This window comes from Bosea vestrisii, from assembly GCF_030144325.1.
Lineage (GTDB): Bacteria > Pseudomonadota > Alphaproteobacteria > Rhizobiales > Beijerinckiaceae > Allobosea > Allobosea vestrisii_A.
Genome location: NZ_CP126307.1, coordinates 2,171,879 through 2,193,081, shown reverse-complemented (window position 1 = coordinate 2,193,081; position 21,203 = coordinate 2,171,879). Strand labels below are relative to the sequence as shown.

Here is a 21,203-nt window from a genome sequence, read left to right as displayed (position 1 = left end):
TTTTGACCGATCGTCACGCTGGCGTTGTGATGATGGTTACAAAGGGCCGACGGCGCGGGATACCGGCCGTTAGCTTGTTGCGACGGTCTGAGGCGCAATCGCTTCGCCGATGTCCGCCTCATTCTCAGACCGCTCCCAGCGGCTTGCTGATGTCTTCGAGCGAGCGGCGCTCGGCCTTGACCGCAAAGCGCCAGGCGATCAGCCCGGCGCCGATCATCAACACGGCGCCGAACAGATAGCCGCCGAGCACGCTCATCCGCGAGCCGGTATCGATCAGCGCGCCGAAGAGCCACGGCCCGGCGACGCCGCCGAGCCCGGTGCCGAGCGAATAGAACACCGCGATCGCAAGGGCCCTGATCTCGAGTGGATAGGTCTCGCTCACGGTCAGATACGCTGAACTCGCCGCGGCGGATGCGAAGAAGAAGACGATGCTCCAGCAGATGGTGAGCTGGCTGGCGCTGACCATCTCGCGTGCGAACAAGAAGCCGGTCCCGGCGAGGAGCAGGCCGGACAAGATATAGGTCCCGGCGATCATGGGGCGCCGGCCGAGCGTGTCGAAAAGCCTGCCGAGCAGGAGCGGGCCGAGGAAGTTGCCGGCGGCGAAGGGCAGGATGAACCAGCCGATCGCCTGCGACGGAACGGCGTAGAAATCGGTCAGGATCAACGCATAGGTGAAGAAGATGGCATTGTAGAAGAAGGCCTGCGACGTCATTAGCGCCAGCGCCACCAGCGTGCGTGGCCGATGCGTAACGAAGAGCGTGTGAGCCACTTCGCTCATCGGCGTGCGCGAGCGCGGGCGCAGGGTGAGCGTCGGCAGTTTGGCGGCTGGCTGCGGCGGTGAGAAGGATTCGATGTGGGCAACGACCCGCTCGGCTTCGGCGATTCGGCCATGGCTCATCAGCCAGCGCGGGCTCTCGGGAATCCAGCGTCGGAGTATCATGATGATCAGGCCGAGCACGGCACCGATGAAGAAGGCGAGGCGCCAGCCGGTGTCGGGAGAGACCAGATTGGGATCGAGCAGGACGATGGCGGCGACGCCGCCGATCGCGGCGCCGACCCAGAAAGAGCCGTTGATGACGAGGTCGGTCCAGCCGCGCACGCGTGCCGGCACCAGCTCCTGGATCGCCGAATTGATCGCGGTGTATTCGCCGCCGATGCCCATCCCGGTCACTAAGCGGAAGAGCAGGAAACTCCACAGATTCCAGGAGAAGGCGGTCGCGGCAGTCGCGCTCAGATAGACAAGGACGGTGATGGTGAAGAGCTTCTTGCGGCCGAGCCGATCGGTCAGCCAGCCGAAGAAAACCGCCCCGAGGACCGCACCGGCGAGATAGGCGGCGCCCGCCATCCCGACCTCGGTGTTGGTGAAGCGCAGCACCGGGCTTTCCTTGAGGGCGCCAGACACGGCGCCGGCGAGGGTGACCTCGAGCCCGTCGAGGATCCAGGTGATGCCGAGCGCGACGACGACGAGCGTGTGGAACCGCGACCAGGGCAAGCGGTCGAGCCTGGCCGGAATATCGGTGACGATCTCGCCTGAACTCTCGCGTCCTTCGTTCAAAAGGTCGTCCCTTCGGCAGGCGGTCTTGGCGCCGCTTCAAAAGCGACGGGCGGCTAGATGCCGCCCGTCGATAGGCTTCGCTCTCAGCGGTAGATCACGCGCCGGCGCACGACGACCGGGCGGCGGTAAGGCCGCGGGCGGCGTACCACGACGGTACGGCGCACGACGACGGGGCGGCGGTAAGGCCTCGGCCGACGAACGACGACCCTGTCGCGGACCACGACCTGGCTGAAGTCGGCATCAGCCTTGTCGAGGCCGGCCTTCAGTGCCGGGGCGAGCTCTTCCGGGCTCGGCAGCGGGGCCGCGGGAGCAGCGATCGCGGCCTGGGCGATGCCCATGCCGCCGACGCTGGCGGCGGCGAGACCGCCGAAAAGGCTGAGCATGAATGAACGTCTATCCAAGGTATCCTCCAAAGGCTTCGGCCTTGATGGCCGATGTCGTCGACCCCGTGCGAGTTGGCTGGCCGAATGCGGCCACAACGCGGCCAATCGATAACAGCTTGTTCAGGGAAAGGTTCCAGACGGGATTTTTTGAGGGGTCTTAACCACTCGTTCACCATGCGCTCGGCAAGAATTGCCGGGTACGACAGCCGTCCGGATGGGCGACGCGTGGGAGCTTCTGGTCGATGAGCGATGTGACGGCAGGCAGCGGCGGGGGCATGCAGATGCCGACGCGCGGCCAGATGGGCGCGCTGCTCAACCGGCCGGACCTGTTCCTCGCCATCGGCGTGATGGGCATCCTCGTGGTGCTGATCTTCCCACTGCCGGCGATGCTGCTCGACATGCTGCTGGCGCTTTCGATCATCCTCTCGGTGCTCGTCCTGATGACGGCGCTGTTCATCGAGGAGCCGCTGGAGTTCTCCGCCTTCCCGACGGTGCTGCTGATCGTGACGATGCTGAGGCTGGCGCTGAACCTCGCCTCGACGCGCCTCATCCTCGCCCACGGCCATGAGGGCACCGCCGCCGCCGGCCACGTCATCGAGGCCTTCGGCAATTTCGTGATGAGCGGCAATTTCGTGATCGGGGTGATCGTCTTCACCATCCTGATCATCGTCAACTTCGTCGTTATCACCAAGGGCTCGGGCCGTATCGCCGAGGTCGCGGCACGCTTTGCCCTCGACGCCTTGCCGGGCAAGCAGATGGCGATCGACGCCGACCTTTCGGCCGGGCTGATCGACCAGGACGTCGCCAAGGCCCGCCGCAAGGCGCTGGAGGACGAGGCTAATTTCTTCGGTTCGATGGACGGCGCCTCGAAATTCGTGCGCGGCGACGCGATCGCGGGCCTGCTGATCACCTTCATCAACGTGATCGGCGGCATCATCATCGGTGTGGCGCAGCAGGGTATGAGCTTCGGCGCGGCGGCGCACAGCTACACCCTGCTGACCGTCGGCGACGGCCTCGTCAGCCAGATCCCGGCGCTGATCGTCTCGACCGCGGCGGGCCTGCTCGTCTCGAAATCGGGCGTGCGCGGCGCCGCCGACAAGGCGCTCGGCAAGCAGCTCTCGGGCTACCCCAAGGCTCTCGGCATGTCGGCGGCGGTGATGCTGCTGATCGCGGTCCTGCCGGGTATCCCGATGCTGCCCTTCCTGGTCCTCGCCGCCGGCTCGGGCTGGCTGGCGCGCCATTTCGGCCGGCTCGCCAAGGCGCGCGAGACGGAAGCCGCCGTGCAGGCGCAGGCGGCCTCGCCGCTCGCGCCCGATGGCACGCCGAAGGAAGAGACGCTCAACGACCTGCTCAAGCTTGACGAGCTCAAGATCGAGATCGGCTACGGCCTGCTGCCGCTGGTCAACGCGCCTGGTGGCGCCGACCGGCTGACCGATCAGGTCCGGGCGCTGCGGCGTCAGCTCGCCGCCGAACTCGGCTTCGTCATGCCGGCGGTGCGTATCGTCGACAACGTCCAGCTCGAGGCAAACCACTACTTCATCAAGATCAAGGAGATCGATGCCGGTCACGGCATGGTCTATCCCGGCCAGTACATGGCGATGGATCCGATGGGCGGCAGCGTGACGTTGCCCGGTCACAACGTGCTCGAGCCGACCTTCGGCCTGCCGGCGACCTGGATCGACGGGGCGCTGCAGGACGAGGCGCAATTGCGCGGCTACACCGTGGTCGATGCTGCGACCGTGATCTCGACCCATCTCACCGAGGTGTTGAAGTCGCACATGCCGGAGCTGCTCTCGCATGGCGAGGTGCAGAAGCTCCTGCGCGAACTGCCCAAGGACCATGCCGACCTGGTCAAGGAGATCGTGCCGAACCAGATCTCGACCACCGGCATCCAGCGGGTGCTGCAATTGCTGCTCTCCGAGCGCATCTCGATCCGCGATCTCGGCACGATCGTCGAGGGCATCGCCGAGGTCGCGGGCGCCATCAAGAACCCGCGCGACATCGCCGAGCATGTCCGCGTCCGCCTTGCCCGCCAGATCTGCGCGCAGTTCTCCAACCAGCATGGGCAATTGCCGATCATCACCATGTCGCCGGCCTGGGAGAGCGTCTTCGCCGAATCGATCGTCGGCCAGGGCGAGGACCGGCATCTGGCCATGCAGCCCTCGCGTCTGCAGGATTTTGTCCATCAGGTCCGCGAGAAGTTCGAGGATGCGGCGCGTCTCGGCGAGATGCCGTCGCTGGTGACCTCCGGCATGGCGCGGCCCTTCGTGCGCCAGATCATCGAACGCTTCCGTCGCGAGACGCCGGTGCTCTCGCAGAGCGAGATCCACCCGCGGGCCAAGCTCAGGACGGTGGGGAGCGTCTGACGGCGCTCAGCGCCTGCTCACGACGACCAGGTAGCGCGCCGGCTCGCTGCCGGGATTGCTGAAGCGGCAATCGGCTGGCGGTCCGAGCTCCATGCAGTCGCCGGGCCCGAGCCGGGTGACGATGCCGCCCTCGTCGAAGTCGAGTTGGCCCGACTGCATCCAGATCTGCTGGCGGATGAAGGCGTAGGAGCTGGCGGGATAAGCGATCGCCGCTCCGGGCGGCAATTCGCCGGCGACGAGCTCCAGATCGCCATTGCCGGCCGGCGATATGGCGCGGCGGACGAAGCCGGTCTCGGGGTCGCGCCAGAGCGGCTGCTGCGTGGCGCGGCGGACGCGCTCGCCGGCATTCTCGATCCGCGCGAGCAGGTTCGACAGAGTCAGGCCGAAGGCGCCCGAGAGTCGGCCGAGCAACACCGCGGTCGGGCTCGCCTCGCCTCGCTCGATCCGGCTGATCATGGCGCGCGAAACGCCGGAGCGCTCGGCAAGATCGTTCAGGCTCCAGCCCCGCGCCTCACGCTCGCCGCGCAACCGTTCCGCCAATCTTGACGCGAGATCGTCCATCATCATACCCTTGATTCTCTTATAATAGAGCGCTGCAAGGGCGTTGGCCAGATGGCGGGCAGGCACCTTGTGTCGTCACCATGGCTGCATGCCCGGTCGACATCGGCCCCGTAGCATCTTTCTTGGTAAGCGCAGCCCATGTCCCGCAACGCCGCCTACTTCGCGCTGATGTGCCTTGTCTGGGGCCTGACCTGGCTGCCGATCAAGGTCGGCTCACAGCATGTGCCGCCGGTCTTCCTCGCCGCTTCGCGCTTTGTCATCGCCGGCGCGCTGATGCTGGCCTGGGCCGGCCGCGACGTGCTGCGGGTGCCAAGCGAGGCCTGGCCGCGCGTCATCATGACCGCGCTCCTGTTGAACACCGGCAATTACACCCTGCTGTTCTGGGGCACGGCCCAGGCGCCGACCGGGCTCGCGGCGATCGTCAACTTCGCCACCATCCCGATCTTCACCATCATCGCCAGCCGCCTGATCGAAGGGCACACGATCGGCGGGCGCAAGCTTGCAGCGATCGGCCTCGGCGCGGTCGGCCTCGGCTTCCTGTTCTCGACGCGGGCGTTGGGCGGGCTGGCGGCAGCCAAGGGCGGACCGCTCGAGCTCTGGGGGCTGGCGGCGGTCGCGGCCGGGACGCTGCTCTACTGCTTCGGCGCGGTCTGGTCGCGGCCGGTGATGGGCCGGATTCCGACGCTGACGCTGGCTGGCTGGCAGACGCTGATCGGCGGCTTCGGGCTCTGCCTGATGTCGGCCATGCTGGAGACCGTCACACCGGCGCACTTCACCGCGCTGCTGTCCTGGCCGACACTGCCCGCGCTGGCGGTGCTCGTGATCGGCGGCTCGCTGATCGGCTTCACGATCTATCTGCGGCTGGTACGTGACTGGGGCGCCTTCCGGGCGGGGCTCTACGCCTTCATCAGCCCAGCTGTCGCGGTCGCGGCCGGCGTGTTCGCGCTCGGCGAGCCATTCGGCCCGGCCGAGGCGATCGGCAGTCTCCTGATGTTCGGTGCGGCGGCGATCGCGCTCAAGCGCTAGCGTGGCTGTTCGAGGTCGAGCGCCGCGGCCTTGGCGGCCGCCTGCTCCTGAGCCTTCACCTGCGTCTCGTGTGCCAGCGCCTTGCGCAGCTGCGCCCGCTCGAAGCCAAGCACGATCGGCAGCGACACGACCAGCGGAATGATCAGGTAGAACATCCGCCAGACCAGCAATGCTGCAAAGACGGCGGGGGCCGGCACGCCCGGCATCACCGCGAGGAAGACCGCCTCCATCACGCCGACCCCGCCCGGAACCTGGCTGAGCAAACCAGCCGAGAACGAGATCAGGAAGGCGCCGAGCACGATGAAGAAGCCGGGATTGCCCTGCTCCGGCAGGGCGAAATAGATGATGCCAGCAGCGCCCATCAGCTCCAGCGGGGCGGCAAAATACTGCCGGGCGACGATCGGCAGGCGCGGATAGACCAGCTCGAACGAGCCGATCTTCAGCGGCTTGAAGCGCAGCCAGGAGCCGACCGTATAGAGCACGCAGAAGGCGAGCAGGCCGAAGCCGATCAGGCGCGCCTGCTTGTCGCCGATGCCGAACCAGTCGGAAAGCCGGTGCAGCGGTCGCAGGATCTGGGGTTCGCCAATGAGCACCAATCCCATCAGCAGGATGGTGCCGAAGGCGAAGGTGAAGGAGCAGAGCGCCACGAGCACCGCGATCTCAGGCCCGCTCAGGCCCTTCGCGTGATAGGCGCGATAGCGCACCATGCCGCCCGAAAAGACCGAAGCGCCGATATTATGCGAGAGCGCATAGGTGACGAAGGAGCAAAGTGAGATATAGGCCCAGGAAATGCCCTTCTCGCGGTGCAGATGCAGCAGCGCGATCCGGTCGTACCAGGCGAGCGCGGCATAGGCGACGAGCGTCGCGAGCCCGGCATGGAAGAAGGCGGCGGGCGGAATGACCGCGATCTTCTGGCCGATGCCGGTGGCGACAATCCTGACCGAGTCCCAGAGACCGGCCTGCTCGAGCTGGGTTGCGAGCGCCTCATTGGTCAAGGCCTCGGCCTTGAGCTTGTCCCAGAGCAGGTCGACTGACCAGATGACCGCGACGAGGCCGATGAGCGGCCAGAGATAGTCCAGATACTTCTTCATAGAACCCGCGAGCGGCCGAACGGCGAGAGGGAAGCCTATGTGAGTTTCGCGGCCTGTGCATGCAGGGATGCGTAGACGCAAGTCGCGCCGCCTCTCTGCCAGCGCCGGCCTTGCAGGGCAAGCGGCGGCATGACGCCGCCCCCTGATCTGTCGATCCGGAGCCGGCAGGGCGAGAGGGTCACTGACCGCGCTTCTTCAGCCACTCGCGCAGGAAGGCGATCTCCTTTTCCTGCTCGGTGATCACGCCCTCGGCGAGCTTGCGCAGCTCGGGGTCCTTGCCATGAGCGAGCACGACCTTGGCCATGTCGACCGCGCCCTGATGGTGCGGGATCATGCCGCGGGCGAAGTCGACATCGGGATCGCCGCTGAAGACGACGCCCATCTCCTTGTGCATCTTGTCGTTGGCCGCCTTGTAGGCCTGCGTCGCGGCGGTGTCGGCCGCGGCCGGCGCGGCTGCGCCGTGGCTGCCATGGCCCTGATGGCTCTGGGCCAGGGCGAATCCACCAAGGGCGAGCGTGCCGAGAAGGGCCGCGCCTGCGAGAAGGTTACGGCTGGTGGTCATTCGGAAGGTCCTTTCGGGCCGATTGCGGCGTCCCGTCAAACCTCCGGGCCGATCATGTCATGAGCGCGGCAGGCTGGTTGCGGCCCGTCACATCTTCTTGCCGTCCTTGCCGAACTGCTTGAGGTAGGCGGTGAGGTCGGCGATCTCTTTTTCGTTCTTGATGCCGGCGAAGATCATCTTGGTGCCGGGGATCTTGGCCTTCGGGTCCTTGATGTACTCGGCGAAGACCGCCTCGTCCCAGGTGATGCCCGCGCCCTTGTTGGCGGTCGAATAGCTGTAGCCCTCGACCTCGCCGGTATGACGGCCGAACAGGCCGTTGAGCTGCGGGCCGACCAGGTTCTTGGCGCCTTCGCCGACCTGGTGGCAGGCGCGGCACTTGTTCCAGGAGCGCTCGCCGGCGGCGACGTCCTGTGCCTGGGCGCTGCTGGTCGTGATGAAGGTGGCGGCGAGCATGGCGGCAATGATCGGCAGTTTCATACGTAGTCCCTGATAAGAAGAGCTGAGGTTGGCGCCCCCGCACGAGGCGAGGGCGCAGTGAGTGGTTTCAGCTGAACATGTCGGCGGTGATGCCGGCATACCAGCCGATGTTCTCGGCCTGGTTTTCCTTGCGCAGTTCGGCGCTCTCGCGGGGTTGCGAGACGAAGGTCTCGGTCGCGGCGATCTTGCCGTCCTTGGCCTCGTAGCGGCCGCCGACCTTGATGGTGTCGTCGGTCTCGATCAGCGACCAGCAGGTGTTGATGTAGCGGGCAGGGAAAGTGCGGGCATTGGTGAGCTCGCCGCGGATCACCATCGCCGCGACCTTGGCCTGGCTGTTGGCGGAGAAGGCCGATTTCGGCATGTCGCCGCCGATGCAGGCGTCACCGAGCACGAAGATGTTGGGATCGGCGACGGATTTCATCGAGGCGGGATCGATCGTGCAGTAGCCGCCGGCTGGCGCGAGCCCGGCGGAGCGGGCGATCTCGCCGGCCATCTGGGCCGGGATGACGTTGACGAAGGCGCAGTCCTTGTAGGTCTCGAAGCCCGTGACGACGGTATTGCTCTTCGGGTCGACCGACTTGATGCCGTCATGCACCTTCGGCCCGAGCCATTCGATCATCGCGCCGTAATGCTTCTCCCAGCCCTCCTGGAAGACGCCCTGCTTCGAGAAGCTGTCCTTCGGGTCGAGGATAAAGATCTTGCAGTCGCGCTTGCCGCTCGCCTTGAGCACATGGGCGAACATTGAGGCGCGCTCATAGGGGCCGGGCGGGCAGCGATAGGGGTTGGGCGGGGCGATCATCAGGATCGTGCCGCCATTCGGGACGGCGTCGAGCTTCTGTTTGATCAGCTGCGTCTGTCGGCCGGGCTTCCAACCATGCGGCATGGCTTCCTCGGCCTCCTTTGACCAGCCGGGGACGGAATCGTATTTGAGGTCGATGCCGGGCGAGACGACGAGGCGGTCATAGGGCAGGCGAGCGCCGGTCGAGAGCACGACCTCCTTCTTGTCGCGATCGATCTGGGTGGCGCGGGCGCGGGCGAGCGTGATGCCGTGGTTCTTCGCCAGCGCATCGTAGCGATGGCTGATCTCCTCATAGGATTTGAAGCCACCGATGAAGAGATTGGAGTGGAAGCAGGTCTGGTAGACCTCGTTCTCCTCGACCAGCGTCAACGCAATGGCGCCGCCTGAATCCTTGGCGATGTATTTCGCCGCTGTCGCGCCGCCGGCTCCGCCGCCGATGACGACGACGCGCGGCTTGCCCTGGCCGAGCACGGCGGGCGAGGCGATGGCGAAGCTGCCCGCGGCGGCAAGCCCGGACAGGAATGTGCGGCGACTGGTCGACATGGTTTTCTCTCCCCTTCCCACGGCTGACGGCAGGCCTCTTGCGGGCCCTATCCGACCTTCAAATAGGCGAAGCCCTTGGCCTGCAGCGCGGCTACAGCGGCGACGCCGGAGGGCACGAAGCCGACGAACTCGGCCTTGCGCGCCTTGCTCTTGTCGATCTTCAACCGGGCGAAGGTGATCTCGCAGAGATGGACCTTCAGCCCGTTCCTGGCGACGTCCTCGACCCGCTCGAAGATTTTCGGGACCGTGGCCGCTTCGTCACCCCAGCTGGTGCCGTCGAGGCTTTCCAGGAAGAACTTCACGCCGGGACCATGCGCGACGATGGCGAGCTGGAGCGCGAACGGATCGGCGCCATAGGCGGAATAGTGGTTGGCGATGTTCTGCAGCATCTGGATGAAGCGCTGGGGATCGCCGAAATCGCAATGGTAGAGGCAGGCAACATCGGCGTCCTTCTTGAGGTCGGCGAGCGCCGTCTGCCGGGGGACGGCAAGGGCCGGGGCGGTCGCAGCGACGACCCCGCTCGCCGCCGCCAGCATCAGCGCCCGGCGCGAAGCCTGGTGAGTGTCCTCCGACATCGTGTCCTCCTCGGCTCGGGCCATATGCCCTGCTATGGATTGGGCTTCAGACTCTCGTAGTAGGCAGCCAGCGCTGCGATCTCCTCGCTGGAGAGCCGCGCCGCGATCGTCTGCATCACCTGGTTGTCGCGCTGCCTCTCGCGATAGGCATTCATCAGCGCGACGAACTGCTCGGCCGGATGGCCGATGATCGCCGGGATGCCGCCGACCTGCCGGCCGCTGGTCTGGTGGCAGCTCGTGCATTCCGACGAGAGATATTCCCCCAGTGCCCGGTCGCCGGCCGCTTCTGCCGGTGCGCAGGCCAGGACGAGGCCGAGCACCGCAAGACGGACGGCGCCGGCCCTCTGCATCAATCGACCTTCGGCGCGGACTTGGAATCCGGCGTCACGTCGAGCACCGCCGCGCGTCCGGTGATCTTCACCTCCGGCTTGCAGTTGCTCATGCACGGCTCCTTGCCCCAGAACGCCTTCTCCGTCGTCTCGCGGTCGTCATCGTAGAAGGCGGCCGCGTTCGGCAGCTTCACACTGGTAAAGTTCTTATCCGACAGTTCGAAGTCCTCGTCCTTCACGATGTCGTTCAGGTAGAGCAAATAGGCGGTGACGGCGTAGAGCTCGTTCGGCGACAGCGACTGGGCGTTGCCATAGGGCATTGCCCGGCGGACATAGTCGAACACGGTCGAGAGATCGGGCCAGAACGAGCCGATCGTCTTCTCCGGCCGGTCGGATTTCAGCGAGCCCATGCCGCCGGCCAGCACCGGCCAGCGGTTGTTGCCCTGGCCGAATTCGCCATGGCAACTGGCGCACTGCGCCTGGAAGATCTCGTCGCCCTGCTTGACCGTGCCCTTGCCGGGCGGCAGGCCCTTGCCGTCGGGGCGCACCGCGATGTCCCAGGCCTTGATCTCCTCCGGTAGCGCCTCGCGGCCGAGGCCGAGCTTCGCCGCGGGGGCGGGGGCCGGAGCGGCTTTTGCCGGCGGATGCGTCTGGGCCTGCTTGGCCGGTGGCTTGGTCTGCGCGATCAGCGGCGCAGCCGCGAGCACGACGACTGCTGCGAAGCCTGCAAGCAGGACGGGATTAACCGATCTCGACATTTTCGGTCTCCCCGTTCGCCTTCACATGCCAGGTCTGGATGCCGTTGTTGTGGTAGATCGAGTTGGTGCCGCGGACCTTGCGCAGCTCCTCCTTGGTTGGCTGGAGATAGCCGGTCGAATCGATGGCGCGTGACTGGATCAAGAGGTCCTGCCCGGCCCAGTCGAAATCGACGTAGAAGCGGGTCAGCGACTTATCGAGCACCGGCCCGTCGATCCTGGCGTGTTGCCAGTTCTTGCCGCCGTCGAGGGTGACGTCGACACGTTTGATCGTGCCGCGTCCGGACCAGGCAAGGCCAGAGAGGACGTTGCGGCCCTTCTGCTTCAATGGCGCCTGCGGCGACGGGTTGGTCACCACCGATTTGGCGTCCATGAAGAAGGTGAAGCGGCGCGAGCGGCCATCGGCCAGGAGGTCGGTGTATTTCGAGGTCTCCTCGCGCGCCTGCCAGGGCTGGTCGCCGACCTCGATGCGCCGGAGCCATTTGACCCAGAGATTGCCCTCCCAGCCGGGGATGACGGCGCGCAGCGGATAGCCCTGCTCGGGCCGCAGCGCCTCGCCGTTCATGGCGAAGGCGATCAGCACGTCGTCGAGCGCCTTCTCGAGCGGCAGCGAGCGGTTCATGCCCGAGGAATCGGCGCCTTCCAGCAGCAGCCATTTGGCTGTGGTCTTCACCCCGGCCTCGGCCAGCAGCAGCTTCAGCGGCACGCCGGTGTACATGACGTTGTGGACCATGCCGTGGGTGAACTGGCAGCCGTTGAGCTGCGCACCACGCCACTCCATGCCGGAATTCGCCGCGCATTCGAGGAAGTAGATGCGGTTCTGCCGCGGCATCCGCTTGATGTCTTCCATGGTGAAGACCAGCGGCTTCTCGACCAGGCCATGGATCATCAATCGGTGACTGGCCGGCTCGATGTCGGCGATGCCGCCATGATGGCGCTCGAAGCAGAGGCCGGACGGGGTGATGATCCCGTCGAGCTCGTGCAGCGGCGTGAAGTTGACCGAGGATTCCGGCGAGGCCGTCAGCCAGGAGACGTCGCGGCGGATCACGTGCTTCTCGAAGCGCGACGGCGTGCCATAGGGCCGCTTGTCGACGCCTTCGCCGAGATAGCGGCTCCAGTCCTGGACCTCGGTGATCAGCGGATCGGGCTTGCCTGTTTCGGCGCGGGCCAGCCCGGTGCCGGCGAGGCCGGCTCCGGCGAGCGCCGCCCCGCCGAGGAAGCGGCGGCGGCTGAGCGGATCGGGCTTTGCGGGAGAGGTCATGCCTCGTCTCCTTGCTCTTTGACCGGCGTGATGGCGGAGGCGCTCATGCCCCGCTCACCTTCACGGCGTCGTTCGGCTTGATGGTGATGGTCTTGGTCGCGGCGACGTGGTCGCGGACCACGTCCCAGATCGGCGGACCCTGCGTGCCCTCATTGACGCTGGCCCAGCCGGCGACGACGTATTTGCGGGAGGCATCGATCGGCTTGCCGGATTTGAGATGGGTGAGGCCGGAGATGCGGCTGCCCATCGGCTTGCCGACATCGATGGCGTAGCCCATGCCGCCGATGCGGACCATGTCGCCGCCGCCCTGGAAATAGGGGTCGGGGTGGAAGATGTTGTCGGCGACGTCCTCGAGGATCTCCTTGAGCTGCGCGCCGGTCATCTCCATCCGGTAGCAGTTCGGATAGGTGATTGCGGTCGCGTTGCTGATTGCCTCCCAGGTGATCGCTTCGCCCGGCAGCAGCGAGCCGCCCCAGCGGAAGCCTGGCGAGAGCGCGATCTCGGCGTCGCGCTGCGAGAGCATGGCGTCGCAGATCAGGTCGTCGAAGCTGCCGTTGAAATTGCCGCGCCGGTAGAGGAGCGAGTCGGTGCGGCCGATCTCCTTGGCGAGGTCGGTGGCAAAAGGCGCGCGCAGCTTGGTCACCAGCGCCGCCATCTCCGGATCGGGCGCGATCGCATCGGCGAAGACCGGCATCAGCTTGAAGCGGATATCGGCGACCTTGCCCTCCTTCACTGCGATGTCGAGGCGCGAGACGAACTTGCCATGCGAGCCGGAGGCGACCAGCGCAGTGTTGCCGACCCGGATCAGCCCGGGCATGGCGTCATGGGTATGGGCGGTCAGGATGACGTCGATGCCCTTGACCCGGCTCGCCAGTTTGCGGTCGACGTCGAAGCCGTCATGCGAGAGCAGCACGACGATCGCGGCGCCTTCGGCGCGAGCCTCCTCGACCTGCTTCTGGATTTCCTCCTCGCGGATGCCGAACTCCCAGCCCGGGAACATCCAGCGCGGATTGGCGACCGCCGTGCGCGGCAGCGCCTGGCCGATCACCGCGACCTTGACGCCGCCTTTCTCGAAGACTTTGCGCGGCGGGAAGACCGGCTCGTTCCATTCCTTGTCGCGGATGTTCTGAGCAAGGAAGGCGAAGGGTGCGGCCTCGACGATCTCCTTGACCCGCTCGGCGCCGAGGGTGAACTCCCAATGCGAGGTCATCGCGTCGAGCTTCAGGGCCGACATGACGTCGACCATGTCCTGACCCTTGGTCTGGAGCGCGCTCCAGCTGCCCTGCCAGGTGTCGCCGCCGTCGAGCAGCAGAACCTTGTCGTCGCCGCGCTCGGCCCTGATCGCCTTGACCAGCGTCGCGATCCGGTCGAGCCCGCCCATCCGGCCATAATTGCGGGCGAGCGAGACGAAGTCGTCGGAGGTCAGCGCGAAGGCGTCGGCCGAGCCTGCCGCGATCTTGAAGTGCTCGCGGAAGGCGACGTCGGTCAGGTGCGGTGGCAGGCCCTTGACCTCGCCGACGCCGAGATTGACCGCCGGCTCGCGGAACTGCAGCGGCATCAACTGGGCGTGGATATCGGCCACATGCAGGATGGTGACCTGGCCCTGCGGCTCGAAGCGCAGGATATCGGCCTGCGACAGCTTCTGCTGGGCGGCGGCGCGCCCGAGCGGGCCGAGGCCGGAGCCGGTCGTCAACGCTGCGGCGACCGCCGTCGCCTGCAGGAATTCGCGTCTTGAGATCATGGCTCATCCTTTGGATGCGCGCACATCGCGATCCAGGGGATCCAAAGCGGAAGCGCTGCCGAAGCCGGCAGCGCTGCGATTCTAAAGGCTCAGCCGACCGTCAGCTTGTTCTTCGAGACGTATTCGGAGCCGTTGTCGTCCTTCCAGGTGAAGGTGAACTCGCCCGATTCCGTCGCCTTGAAGAAGAAGGATTGGTAGGGATTGGCCGAGATCGCCGGGAACCAATCGGCCGCGAAGACCGGCTTGCCGTTGAAGCTCGCCGTGAACTTGTTGATGATCTGGCGTGGGATGGTCTCGCCCTTGGCGTCCTTGCGCTGGCCGGATTCCATCTCGTGCGAGATCAGCGTCTTGATCTCGATCATCTCGCCGGCCGTGGCCTTGGCCGGAACACGCACGCGGGGCGTGGGCTTGGTGGTCATGGGGATGTCCTCGCCTTGTTCTGGTCGATGGTGATGCGGGGCGTCAGCCGCCGCAGCCGCCGATCGTGACCTTGATGTTGGCCTTGGCCGTGTGCAGCGCGCCGTTCGACATCTCGGCAACGCAGATGATGTCCTGCGTCTGCGCGAGCCGCATGCGCGTCGCGGCCGAGGCCTTTCCGCAGGCCGGCGTGAACTGGTAGCTGACGACGCCGGGCTGGGGATTGCCCTCGGCGAAGATGTGGACCGCCTTGACGTAGTCGGCCTCCGTCATCGGGCTCTCGATCTCGATGTTGATCGGAACGACCAAGCCGTTCTCGGCGATCTCGGGCACGTCGAGCTTGATCTTTCCCGAGGCCATCGGCTTGTCGCCGTAAAGCTTCTTGATCTCGGCAGCGACGGTCTTTTCGTCGGCGAAAGCGAGCTTCGGCGCGATCGCGGCGGCGGCGAGAGCCCAGGCGGCGGCCTTCACCGCATCACGGCGCGACAGCGTCGGCAGGTGGGTCAGCATACGAGGGCTCCTCCTTCACATTCGTCTTGTTTTAACTCTTGACGGCGCCGCGGCGGGACGCCAATCATTTGCACGTATCGTGATATTGTTTTTTGTGAATGTAAAGCCCCCGAGAGGGCCGGCGACGAGATCGCAGGATAAGCGGTCCCGGAGGAAACGAAAGGGCGAGGGATGAAGCTTCCCATCATGGGGGCGGCGCTACTGGCGGCCGTTGTGACACTGGCGGCTGGGCCATTGACCGCCCAATCGCCGCCGCAGGACGACAGCGAGAAGGAGATCGAGCGCTATCGCCAGATGCTCTCCGATCCGTTCTCGAATCCGGGCTTCCTCGCGGTCGATCGCGGCGAGGCGCTGTGGGCAGAGAAGCGCGGCACCAAGAACGTCTCGCTGGAGGGCTGCGATCTCGGCGAGGGGCCGGGCAAGCTCGAAGGCGCCTTCGCCAAGTTGCCGCGCCATTTCGCCGACGCCGACAAGGTGATGGACACCGAGCAGCGCCTGCTCTGGTGCATGGACAAGTTGCAGGGGCTCGACACCAAGGAGGTCGTCCTGCGGCGCTTCTCGGGTCCGGCCCGGGCCTCGGACATGGAGGACCTAGTCGCCTTCATCGCCAACAAGTCGAGCGAGATGAAGATCGAACCGCCGCTCTCGCATCCCAAGGAAAAGGAGATGGCTGCGGTCGGCGAAGCGCTGTTCTACACGCGCGGCGGCGTCAACGACTTTTCCTGCGCCACCTGCCATGCCGAGGAAGGCAAGCGCATCCGCCTGCAGGGCCTGCCCAACCTCTCGGTCAAGGGCAAGACCGCGCAGGAGACGATGGGTTCCTGGCCGACCTATCGCGTCTCGCAGAGCGCGCTCCGGACGATGCAGCACCGGCTCTGGGACTGCTATCGCCAGCAGCGTTGGCCGGTGCCGGAATACGGCTCGGAGGCCCTGACCGCGCTCACCGTCTTCCTGCAGAAGCAGGCTGAAGGCGGCGAGATCAAAGTTCCGTCGATCAAGCGCTGAGGGGAAACGTGATGATCAAGGTTCGCATTCCCCTGGCAGCCCTGCCCCTGGCGGCCCTGCTGCTCGCCGCGGGTTCGGCCACTGCCCAGGACCGGCCGTCGCAGGCTGTGATCGACGCCTATCTGAAGTCGACCTTCGGCAAGGCCTCGGCCGAATGGCAGGCCAGGATCAAGCCGGACGACTCGCTTTCGGTCTGCAATGTGACGCGGAACAACCCGTCCTCGGCGCAGTCCGACGAGATGGTGAAACGTGAATCGGCGCGCGTCGTCTACCCTGCCGACGGCAAGTTCCTCGGCAACTGGAAGAACGGCTATCAGGTCGCCAATAACGGCCGCGGCGGCCAATTCTCCGACCCGGCCGGCACGGTCGCCGGCGGCAACTGCTTCGCCTGTCACCAGCTCGATCCGAAGGAGGTCAGCTACGGCACGCTGGGGCCGAGCCTCGCGGCCTATGGCAAGGACCGCAAATACGATCCCGAGACGATCAAGGACGCCTACACCAAGATCTACAATTCGATGGCGGTGGTGCCCTGCTCGAACATGCCGCGTTTCGGCGTCAACAAGGTGCTGGACGAGCAGCAGATCAAGGATGTGATGGCCTATCTGTTCGATCCGGAATCGCCGGTGAACAAGTAGGCCTTGTCGGAGCAGACATGCTGACGCGTCGCCTGTTCGTCACTGCCGGCGCCTGCGCCCTGGCCTCTCCGGCTCTGGCGCAGGTCGTTGCGACGCTCGGCAGCGGCGAGGAAACGTTGACAGTCCTCAGCGACGGCAGTTTCGAGCTGCCGCTCTCGATGCTGGCGCGGGACGTTCCGCCGGCGGAGCTTGCCGCCGAGGCAAAGCAGACGGGGCCGACGCGCTCGGTGCTGAACGTCACCTGCCTGAAGCGCGGCAAGGACGTCATCCTGTTCGATTGTGGATCGGGCGCGAATTTCCTGGCCGGCTCGGGCAAGCTGGCCGAGAGCCTGAAGACGGCCGGGATCGAGCCCGATGCGGTGACGCATGTGCTCTTCACCCATCTCCACCCCGATCATTTCTGGGGTGCGCTCGACGATTTCGACAGCCCGCTCTTTCCCAATGCGCGCTGGCTGGTGGCCGCGCCCGAGATTGGCTTCTGGACCGATCCGAAGGTCTATGCGGGCTTGCCGGAAGATCGGCACGCCTTCGCCGCCGGGGCGCAGCGCATCGCCAAGGAGCTCGGCGACAGGCTTGAGCGGGTCGAACCTGGCCGCGAATGGCTGCCGGGCATCGAGGCGGTGGCGACGCCCGGCCATACGCCGGGCCATGTCTCGTTCGCGTTCAAGGCGGCTGGCGGGCCGGTCATGGTGCTCGGCGACGCGCTGACGCATCCGCTGATCTCGTTCGCGCGGCCGGACTGGCGCCCGGCGTCCGATCATGACGCCGATCTCGCGGTCGCGACGCGGCGCCGGCTGCTCGACCGGCTGAGCCAGGAGAAGGGGCAGATCATCGGCTACCACCTGCCCGGTGCCATCGGGCGGGTCGAACGGCAGGGTACGGCCTACCGCTTCGTTGCGGTGTCCTGAGGCCGGTCGGAGCGGTGTGGCTCCTCAGCCGCGTTGCCAGAGCCCCCTTGATCGAGCCTTCCATCAGAATGGCGATGCCGATCCGCGCGCCGATCATCATGCCGGCGATCGCCAGCGGCCAGGACAGAGCCAGCATCGAGCCGGCCGAGATGCCTTGTCCGATGGTGCAGCCGCCGGCGAGCACGCCGCCACCGCCCATCAGCACAGCGCCGAGCAGATGCCGGCGCATCTCGCGGTCGTCGTCGAAGGCTTCCCAGCGGAACTCGCGATCGTAGAGCGCCGAGAGGAACGAGCCGAGCGTCACGCCGACAAGCGTGCCGATGCCGAATTCGAGCAGGGCGGAAGGCGCGCTCAGCACGGCATAGAGCGCCCGGCCGACCGGCGAGACGAAGGTCAGGCTCTGCGCCCGCGGGACGGTCTCGAAGGCATCGACGGCAACCCCCGTCACCCACCAGCCGGCGACGACCGCAAGGCCGAGCGTCGCGCCCGCCAGCAACAGGCGCGGCGAGCGCCGCAGTCGCGGATCGACCGCGACGATGGTGATCAGGACGAGGGCGCCGACGGCGGTAAGCAGCGCGCGCGCGCTGGGCGCGCCGAGATAGGTCAGGATGCCGGCGAGGTCGCCCTTGAGGCCGCCGGGTAGCGGCCAGTAGACCTTCTCCAGCACCTCGATCCGGATCGGCGCGAACATGCCGCGCAGGGTCGCATAGGCGACCGCGCCGAAGACCATCATCACGATCAGGCTGCGCAGGTCGCCGGAGCCGAGCCGGACGAGCGAACCGAAGCCGCAGGTTCCGACCAGCGCCATGCCGAGCCCGAACAATGTGCTGCCGACCACGATCGACAGCCAGGGCAGGGCCGGCTGGACATAGGTCGAGTTCGCGGGGTCGAGCAGGCTAAGGCCGATCAGCGTCTGTGTGCCGATCAGCGCGATGGCGAGGGCGAGGCCGAAGACCCGCAACCGGCGGGTGTCGCCGCCCATCCAGGCATCCTCGACCGCGCCGAAGGAGCATAGCCGGGCCCGGCGGACGGTAAAGCCGCAGGCTGCGCCCACGGCGACGCCTGCGAGCGTCGCACCCCAGGCGGAAAGCGCGATCATGACCAGCGCCGATGAGGGCGGTGGGTGCTCACGATTTCCCGGCTTCGGGTCCGGGCGGGTTGCAGAAGATGTCGTAGATCACGGCGATGACGCGCCGGACATCGTCGCTGGCAAGGCTGTAATAGATTGCCTTGCCGTCGCGGCGGGTGGTGACGAGTTGGTCGAGGCGAAGGCGAGCGAGCTGCTGCGAGACCATGGGCTGGCGCAGCGAGAGCAGGTTCTCGAGCTCGGTCACCGTCCGCTCTCGCTCGGCGAGCAGGCAGAGCAGCAGCAACCGGTTCTCATGCGAGAGGGCTTTGAGGAAATCGCTGGCCTTGCGGGCCTTGCGCATCAGCTGGTCGAGCTCGGGCGAGAACTCGGCGCCGTCGCGCAGTTCGGTTTCGAGCGCTTTTGAGACGATCGCGGTCATTGTTTCTCCGCAACTGATCGTTGAACCGGGTCCGGAGTGTCAATGACAGCAACGAGCCGTCCGAGCAAACCCCAGAACATGTCGTCGTTGAGATAGCCGGTGATGCGGCCGACCTCGCGGCCATCCTCGACCAGCACGAAGGTCGGCGTGGCGATGACGGGCTCGCGCAACTCTCCACCACGGACGCCGCCGGCCGGAAGCTCGATCCGCCGCAGCGGCGCGGCCCTGCCTTCCGGGGTTTTGGCGTAGACCGGCGCGACCTCGCGCTCGAAGCGCACGCAGAAGGGACAGCCAGTGCGGGTGTACATGACAAGCTCGGCGGCGGCCGCCGGCAGCGACAGGACTATCGACAACGTGAACGCCGCCGCCAGCCCCGCGCGATATCGCCCGCTTGCAATCATTCTCAGAACATAGTCGTATTCATATGTTTATACCAGAGCCCGCCGAGGCTCTGTACGGAGGCGACGCCATGATCACACGACGCGGCCTGATGGCAGGCACCATAGTGATGATGGCGGCGGTGCCGGCCCTGGCGAAAGCGCGGCTTGGCGAGGACGGGCTCTACCAGGAGGACTGGTATCTCGAGAGCTTCCTCGACCTCGCCGAGGACCTCGGCACTGCGAGCCAGGGCGGCAAGCGCTTCGCGATCCTCTGGGGCTTGCGCAATTGTCCCGCTTGCCGGCGCATGCACGAGGTCCATCTCGCCGACCCGGCGATCGAAACCTATATCCGCGACAATTTCGCGGTGCTGCATCTCAATATCCTCGGCGCCCGCGAGGTCACCGATTTCGACGGGAGCAAGCTGACCGAGAAGGCGTTCGCAGCGCGCTACGGCATCGAGGGGACGCCGGCGATCCAGTTCTTCCCGACCAGCGTGAGCGGGCTTGCAGCCAAGGCGCCAAAGGAGCGGGAGGTCGCCCGCATGGCATCGCTGCCCGATCCGCAAGCCTTCATCGCCCAGTTCCGCGCCGTCCGGAACGGCGTCTGAAGCAGTGGGCCGGTGCGCTCCGCACTCTAGATCAGCGCCAGTGTATGCAGGCCGACGAAGCAGCCGGCCCCGGCTGCGATCAATAGCAGCGGGTTGACCGGCGTCAGCATCAAGAGGGCGGTCGAGACCAAGGCGAGGCCGCGCCCGAACCAGCCGCCGTCGAGTGCCTGGATCAGGACATAGCTGCTCGCCAGGATCATCCCGGCGGCGACGGGCCGCAGGCCCGTCTCCAGTGCGGTGAGGATGCGGGCGCCCTGATAGCGCGACCAGAGGCTGGTGACGGCATAGATCAGCACGGCGGTCGGCCCGAAGATGCCGACCGTCGCGGCGACGGCTCCCCAGAAGCCGGCGAGCTGCCAGCCGATCAGCGTCGCCAGAAGGGAGCCGGGCCCAGGCGCCAGCCGCGCGATGGCGAAGGCGTCGACGAACTGCGCGGCGGTCAGCCAGTGGTTCACATCGACGATCTGGCGATGCATGTCGGCGATCGCGCTCTGGCCGCCGCCGATCGTGACCAGCGAGAGCGGCAGGAAGACGAGCAGGATACTGAAGGGCGTAGCTGGCACGATGCGCCCTCAGCTCTGGTGGTAGGAGACCGCGACGCTGAGCGAGCCGATGCCCAGCACCGTCCAGAGCAGCGGCAACTGCAGCACGATGACTGCGATGAAGGTCGCGGCCATGACGGCGAGCGGGAAGACCCGCCGCGGCACGCGCCGCGCCGCCGTCAGCCCCATCGCCAGCGAGAGGCCGATCGCCGCGGCAGCGGCACCGTTGAGCGCGACATGGCTGAGCTCGTAGCCGGAGATCGAGGCGAAGGCGCCGCCGATCAGGACGATGACAATCGCGGCCGGGACGACCATGCCGAGCCAGGAGGCGATGGCGCCGCTGCGTCCGCCGAGCCTGCAGCCGATCCAGATCGCCATGTTGGTGACGTTGACGCCGGGCAGGGCCTGCGCGATCGAAAGCCCGTTGAGGAAGTCCTCCTCGCTCAGCAGCTGACGCCGCTGCACGAACTCCCTGAGCATCCAGCCGCTGAGGCCGCCGCCGAAACTGGTCAGGCCAATGCGGGAGAAGATCAGGAAGAGTTGCAGCGGCGTCGGCCGCTGGGCCTGCGTATCGGGCATGGGCATTCGTGCCTGCGGCGTCTGTGACCAGACAATGCAGGGTTTGCGCCGTTGGACCAGTGCAACGGCGCATATCCGGCATGAGCC

Annotated in this window: 25 protein-coding genes; 6 read left to right on the top strand and 19 right to left on the bottom strand. The window is 66.5% G+C overall.

Going from position 1 to position 21,203, the window contains the following annotated elements:
• Nucleotides 1-124: 124 nt before the first annotated feature.
• Both QO058_RS10950 and QO058_RS10945 read right to left on the bottom strand, forming a co-directional pair.
• The gene (locus QO058_RS10950; protein WP_284172043.1) at nucleotides 125-1,555 is read right to left on the bottom strand and encodes an MFS transporter; all 1,431 of its coding nucleotides are present in this window, start codon (nucleotides 1,553-1,555) and stop codon (nucleotides 125-127) included.
• A gap of 83 nt (nucleotides 1,556-1,638) precedes the next feature.
• Nucleotides 1,639-1,956, bottom strand: coding sequence for a hypothetical protein (locus QO058_RS10945; protein ID WP_284172042.1), 318 nt, complete (start codon nucleotides 1,954-1,956; stop codon nucleotides 1,639-1,641).
• 224 nt (nucleotides 1,957-2,180) lie between these two features.
• Between QO058_RS10945 and flhA the strand changes: the two genes are divergently transcribed.
• The gene (gene flhA, locus QO058_RS10940; RefSeq protein WP_284172041.1) at nucleotides 2,181-4,304 is read left to right on the top strand and encodes a flagellar biosynthesis protein FlhA; all 2,124 of its coding nucleotides are present in this window, start codon (nucleotides 2,181-2,183) and stop codon (nucleotides 4,302-4,304) included.
• Between the two features lie 6 nt (nucleotides 4,305-4,310).
• On the opposite strand, the gene QO058_RS10935 is transcribed toward flhA, so the two are convergent.
• Nucleotides 4,311-4,865: a helix-turn-helix domain-containing protein gene (locus tag QO058_RS10935; RefSeq protein WP_284172040.1), complete on the bottom strand. Its 555-nt coding sequence runs from the start codon at nucleotides 4,863-4,865 to the stop codon at nucleotides 4,311-4,313.
• Between the two features lie 138 nt (nucleotides 4,866-5,003).
• Between QO058_RS10935 and QO058_RS10930 the strand changes: the two genes are divergently transcribed.
• On the top strand, nucleotides 5,004-5,891 hold the full coding sequence (locus QO058_RS10930; protein ID WP_284172039.1) for a DMT family transporter: 888 nt from the start codon (nucleotides 5,004-5,006) through the stop codon (nucleotides 5,889-5,891).
• On the opposite strand, the gene QO058_RS10925 is transcribed toward QO058_RS10930, so the two are convergent.
• The 11 genes from QO058_RS10925 to soxY form a co-directional block, all read right to left on the bottom strand.
• Complete coding sequence (locus QO058_RS10925) at nucleotides 5,888-6,982, bottom strand: lysylphosphatidylglycerol synthase transmembrane domain-containing protein (protein ID WP_284172038.1); 1,095 nt, start codon at nucleotides 6,980-6,982, stop codon at nucleotides 5,888-5,890. The genes QO058_RS10930 and QO058_RS10925 overlap by 4 nt on opposite strands.
• 178 nt (nucleotides 6,983-7,160) lie before the next feature.
• Nucleotides 7,161-7,544, bottom strand: coding sequence for a CopM family metallochaperone (copM, locus tag QO058_RS10920; protein WP_284172037.1), 384 nt, complete (start codon nucleotides 7,542-7,544; stop codon nucleotides 7,161-7,163).
• Between the two features lie 87 nt (nucleotides 7,545-7,631).
• Nucleotides 7,632-8,021, bottom strand: coding sequence for a c-type cytochrome (locus QO058_RS10915; protein ID WP_284172036.1), 390 nt, complete (start codon nucleotides 8,019-8,021; stop codon nucleotides 7,632-7,634).
• 67 nt (nucleotides 8,022-8,088) lie between these two features.
• On the bottom strand, nucleotides 8,089-9,363 hold the full coding sequence (locus QO058_RS10910) for an NAD(P)/FAD-dependent oxidoreductase (protein ID WP_284172035.1): 1,275 nt from the start codon (nucleotides 9,361-9,363) through the stop codon (nucleotides 8,089-8,091).
• Nucleotides 9,364-9,410: 47 nt separating this feature from the next.
• A complete protein-coding gene (locus QO058_RS10905; RefSeq protein ID WP_284172034.1) occupies nucleotides 9,411-9,938 on the bottom strand; it encodes a DsrE family protein in 528 nt (175 codons plus the stop codon).
• 32 nt (nucleotides 9,939-9,970) lie between these two features.
• On the bottom strand, nucleotides 9,971-10,288 hold the full coding sequence (locus QO058_RS10900) for a c-type cytochrome (protein ID WP_284172033.1): 318 nt from the start codon (nucleotides 10,286-10,288) through the stop codon (nucleotides 9,971-9,973).
• Nucleotides 10,288-11,025, bottom strand: coding sequence for a c-type cytochrome (locus tag QO058_RS10895; protein WP_284172032.1), 738 nt, complete (start codon nucleotides 11,023-11,025; stop codon nucleotides 10,288-10,290). The genes QO058_RS10900 and QO058_RS10895 overlap by 1 nt, the downstream gene beginning before the upstream one ends.
• Nucleotides 11,009-12,283 carry a sulfite dehydrogenase gene (gene soxC / locus QO058_RS10890; protein ID WP_284172031.1) on the bottom strand — a complete coding sequence of 425 codons (1,275 nt, stop codon included), beginning with the start codon at nucleotides 12,281-12,283 and terminating at the stop codon, nucleotides 11,009-11,011. The genes QO058_RS10895 and soxC overlap by 17 nt, the downstream gene beginning before the upstream one ends.
• Before the next feature lie 43 nt (nucleotides 12,284-12,326).
• Nucleotides 12,327-14,024: a thiosulfohydrolase SoxB gene (gene soxB / locus QO058_RS10885; RefSeq protein ID WP_284172030.1), complete on the bottom strand. Its 1,698-nt coding sequence runs from the start codon at nucleotides 14,022-14,024 to the stop codon at nucleotides 12,327-12,329.
• Between the two features lie 89 nt (nucleotides 14,025-14,113).
• On the bottom strand, nucleotides 14,114-14,443 hold the full coding sequence (soxZ, locus tag QO058_RS10880) for a thiosulfate oxidation carrier complex protein SoxZ (protein WP_284172029.1): 330 nt from the start codon (nucleotides 14,441-14,443) through the stop codon (nucleotides 14,114-14,116).
• A 43-nt stretch (nucleotides 14,444-14,486) separates the two neighbouring features.
• On the bottom strand, nucleotides 14,487-14,951 hold the full coding sequence (gene soxY, locus QO058_RS10875; protein WP_284172028.1) for a thiosulfate oxidation carrier protein SoxY: 465 nt from the start codon (nucleotides 14,949-14,951) through the stop codon (nucleotides 14,487-14,489).
• A gap of 171 nt (nucleotides 14,952-15,122) precedes the next feature.
• Between soxY and soxA the strand changes: the two genes are divergently transcribed.
• From soxA to QO058_RS10860, 3 genes are read left to right on the top strand one after another with little or no spacing between them, the layout of a single operon-like run.
• The gene (soxA, locus tag QO058_RS10870; RefSeq protein ID WP_284172027.1) at nucleotides 15,123-15,956 is read left to right on the top strand and encodes a sulfur oxidation c-type cytochrome SoxA; all 834 of its coding nucleotides are present in this window, start codon (nucleotides 15,123-15,125) and stop codon (nucleotides 15,954-15,956) included.
• Between the two features lie 11 nt (nucleotides 15,957-15,967).
• Complete coding sequence (gene soxX / locus QO058_RS10865; RefSeq protein ID WP_432212035.1) at nucleotides 15,968-16,591, top strand: sulfur oxidation c-type cytochrome SoxX; 624 nt, start codon at nucleotides 15,968-15,970, stop codon at nucleotides 16,589-16,591.
• Nucleotides 16,592-16,608: 17 nt separating this feature from the next.
• Nucleotides 16,609-17,499 carry an MBL fold metallo-hydrolase gene (locus QO058_RS10860; RefSeq protein WP_284172026.1) on the top strand — a complete coding sequence of 297 codons (891 nt, stop codon included), beginning with the start codon at nucleotides 16,609-16,611 and terminating at the stop codon, nucleotides 17,497-17,499.
• Here the strand turns inward: QO058_RS10860 and QO058_RS10855 are convergent.
• From QO058_RS10855 to QO058_RS10845, 3 genes are read right to left on the bottom strand one after another with little or no spacing between them, the layout of a single operon-like run.
• Entirely contained in the window at nucleotides 17,420-18,598 is a 1,179-nt protein-coding gene (locus QO058_RS10855) for a YeeE/YedE family protein (RefSeq protein ID WP_284172025.1), read from the bottom strand. The two genes, QO058_RS10860 and QO058_RS10855, sit on opposite strands and share 80 nt — an antisense overlap.
• Before the next feature lie 28 nt (nucleotides 18,599-18,626).
• Nucleotides 18,627-19,007, bottom strand: coding sequence for an ArsR/SmtB family transcription factor (locus QO058_RS10850; protein ID WP_091837552.1), 381 nt, complete (start codon nucleotides 19,005-19,007; stop codon nucleotides 18,627-18,629).
• Nucleotides 19,004-19,408 carry a thioredoxin family protein gene (locus QO058_RS10845; RefSeq protein ID WP_284172024.1) on the bottom strand — a complete coding sequence of 135 codons (405 nt, stop codon included), beginning with the start codon at nucleotides 19,406-19,408 and terminating at the stop codon, nucleotides 19,004-19,006. Before QO058_RS10845 ends, QO058_RS10850 begins: the two co-directional genes overlap by 4 nt.
• Nucleotides 19,409-19,476: 68 nt before the next feature.
• On the opposite strand from QO058_RS10845, the gene QO058_RS10840 reads away from it, so the two are divergent.
• The gene (locus QO058_RS10840; protein WP_284172023.1) at nucleotides 19,477-19,995 is read left to right on the top strand and encodes a thioredoxin family protein; all 519 of its coding nucleotides are present in this window, start codon (nucleotides 19,477-19,479) and stop codon (nucleotides 19,993-19,995) included.
• A 26-nt stretch (nucleotides 19,996-20,021) separates the two neighbouring features.
• Here the strand turns inward: QO058_RS10840 and QO058_RS10835 are convergent, their stop codons facing one another.
• Together QO058_RS10835 and QO058_RS10830 are read right to left on the bottom strand one after the other, a co-directional pair.
• Nucleotides 20,022-20,558, bottom strand: coding sequence for a chromate transporter (locus QO058_RS10835; protein WP_284172021.1), 537 nt, complete (start codon nucleotides 20,556-20,558; stop codon nucleotides 20,022-20,024).
• 9 nt (nucleotides 20,559-20,567) lie between these two features.
• Nucleotides 20,568-21,116, bottom strand: a complete 549-nt coding sequence (locus QO058_RS10830; protein ID WP_284172020.1) for a chromate transporter — start codon at nucleotides 21,114-21,116, stop codon at nucleotides 20,568-20,570.
• Between the last annotated feature and the right edge of the window lie 87 nt (nucleotides 21,117-21,203).

What these genes read in the sequence shown, in the direction of transcription:
- flhA (WP_284172041.1), top strand. Translation starts at nt 2,181, where the DNA reads ATGAGCGATGTGACGGCAGGCAGCGGCGGGGGCATGCAGATGCCGACG.
- QO058_RS10935 (WP_284172040.1), bottom strand. Translation starts at nt 4,865, where the DNA reads ATGGACGATCTCGCGTCAAGATTGGCGGAACGGTTGCGCGGCGAGCGT.
- QO058_RS10930 (WP_284172039.1), top strand. Translation starts at nt 5,004, where the DNA reads ATGTCCCGCAACGCCGCCTACTTCGCGCTGATGTGCCTTGTCTGGGGC.
- QO058_RS10925 (WP_284172038.1), bottom strand. Translation starts at nt 6,982, where the DNA reads ATGAAGAAGTATCTGGACTATCTCTGGCCGCTCATCGGCCTCGTCGCG.
- copM (WP_284172037.1), bottom strand. Translation starts at nt 7,544, where the DNA reads ATGACCACCAGCCGTAACCTTCTCGCAGGCGCGGCCCTTCTCGGCACG.
- QO058_RS10915 (WP_284172036.1), bottom strand. Translation starts at nt 8,021, where the DNA reads ATGAAACTGCCGATCATTGCCGCCATGCTCGCCGCCACCTTCATCACG.
- QO058_RS10910 (WP_284172035.1), bottom strand. Translation starts at nt 9,363, where the DNA reads ATGTCGACCAGTCGCCGCACATTCCTGTCCGGGCTTGCCGCCGCGGGC.
- QO058_RS10905 (WP_284172034.1), bottom strand. Translation starts at nt 9,938, where the DNA reads ATGTCGGAGGACACTCACCAGGCTTCGCGCCGGGCGCTGATGCTGGCG.
- QO058_RS10900 (WP_284172033.1), bottom strand. Translation starts at nt 10,288, where the DNA reads ATGCAGAGGGCCGGCGCCGTCCGTCTTGCGGTGCTCGGCCTCGTCCTG.
- QO058_RS10895 (WP_284172032.1), bottom strand. Translation starts at nt 11,025, where the DNA reads ATGTCGAGATCGGTTAATCCCGTCCTGCTTGCAGGCTTCGCAGCAGTC.
- soxC (WP_284172031.1), bottom strand. Translation starts at nt 12,283, where the DNA reads ATGACCTCTCCCGCAAAGCCCGATCCGCTCAGCCGCCGCCGCTTCCTC.
- soxB (WP_284172030.1), bottom strand. Translation starts at nt 14,024, where the DNA reads ATGATCTCAAGACGCGAATTCCTGCAGGCGACGGCGGTCGCCGCAGCG.
- soxZ (WP_284172029.1), bottom strand. Translation starts at nt 14,443, where the DNA reads ATGACCACCAAGCCCACGCCCCGCGTGCGTGTTCCGGCCAAGGCCACG.
- soxY (WP_284172028.1), bottom strand. Translation starts at nt 14,951, where the DNA reads ATGCTGACCCACCTGCCGACGCTGTCGCGCCGTGATGCGGTGAAGGCC.
- soxA (WP_284172027.1), top strand. Translation starts at nt 15,123, where the DNA reads ATGAAGCTTCCCATCATGGGGGCGGCGCTACTGGCGGCCGTTGTGACA.
- soxX (WP_432212035.1), top strand. Translation starts at nt 15,968, where the DNA reads ATGATCAAGGTTCGCATTCCCCTGGCAGCCCTGCCCCTGGCGGCCCTG.
- QO058_RS10860 (WP_284172026.1), top strand. Translation starts at nt 16,609, where the DNA reads ATGCTGACGCGTCGCCTGTTCGTCACTGCCGGCGCCTGCGCCCTGGCC.
- QO058_RS10855 (WP_284172025.1), bottom strand. Translation starts at nt 18,598, where the DNA reads ATGATCGCGCTTTCCGCCTGGGGTGCGACGCTCGCAGGCGTCGCCGTG.
- QO058_RS10850 (WP_091837552.1), bottom strand. Translation starts at nt 19,007, where the DNA reads ATGACCGCGATCGTCTCAAAAGCGCTCGAAACCGAACTGCGCGACGGC.
- QO058_RS10845 (WP_284172024.1), bottom strand. Translation starts at nt 19,408, where the DNA reads ATGATTGCAAGCGGGCGATATCGCGCGGGGCTGGCGGCGGCGTTCACG.
- QO058_RS10840 (WP_284172023.1), top strand. Translation starts at nt 19,477, where the DNA reads ATGATCACACGACGCGGCCTGATGGCAGGCACCATAGTGATGATGGCG.
- QO058_RS10830 (WP_284172020.1), bottom strand. Translation starts at nt 21,116, where the DNA reads ATGCCCGATACGCAGGCCCAGCGGCCGACGCCGCTGCAACTCTTCCTG.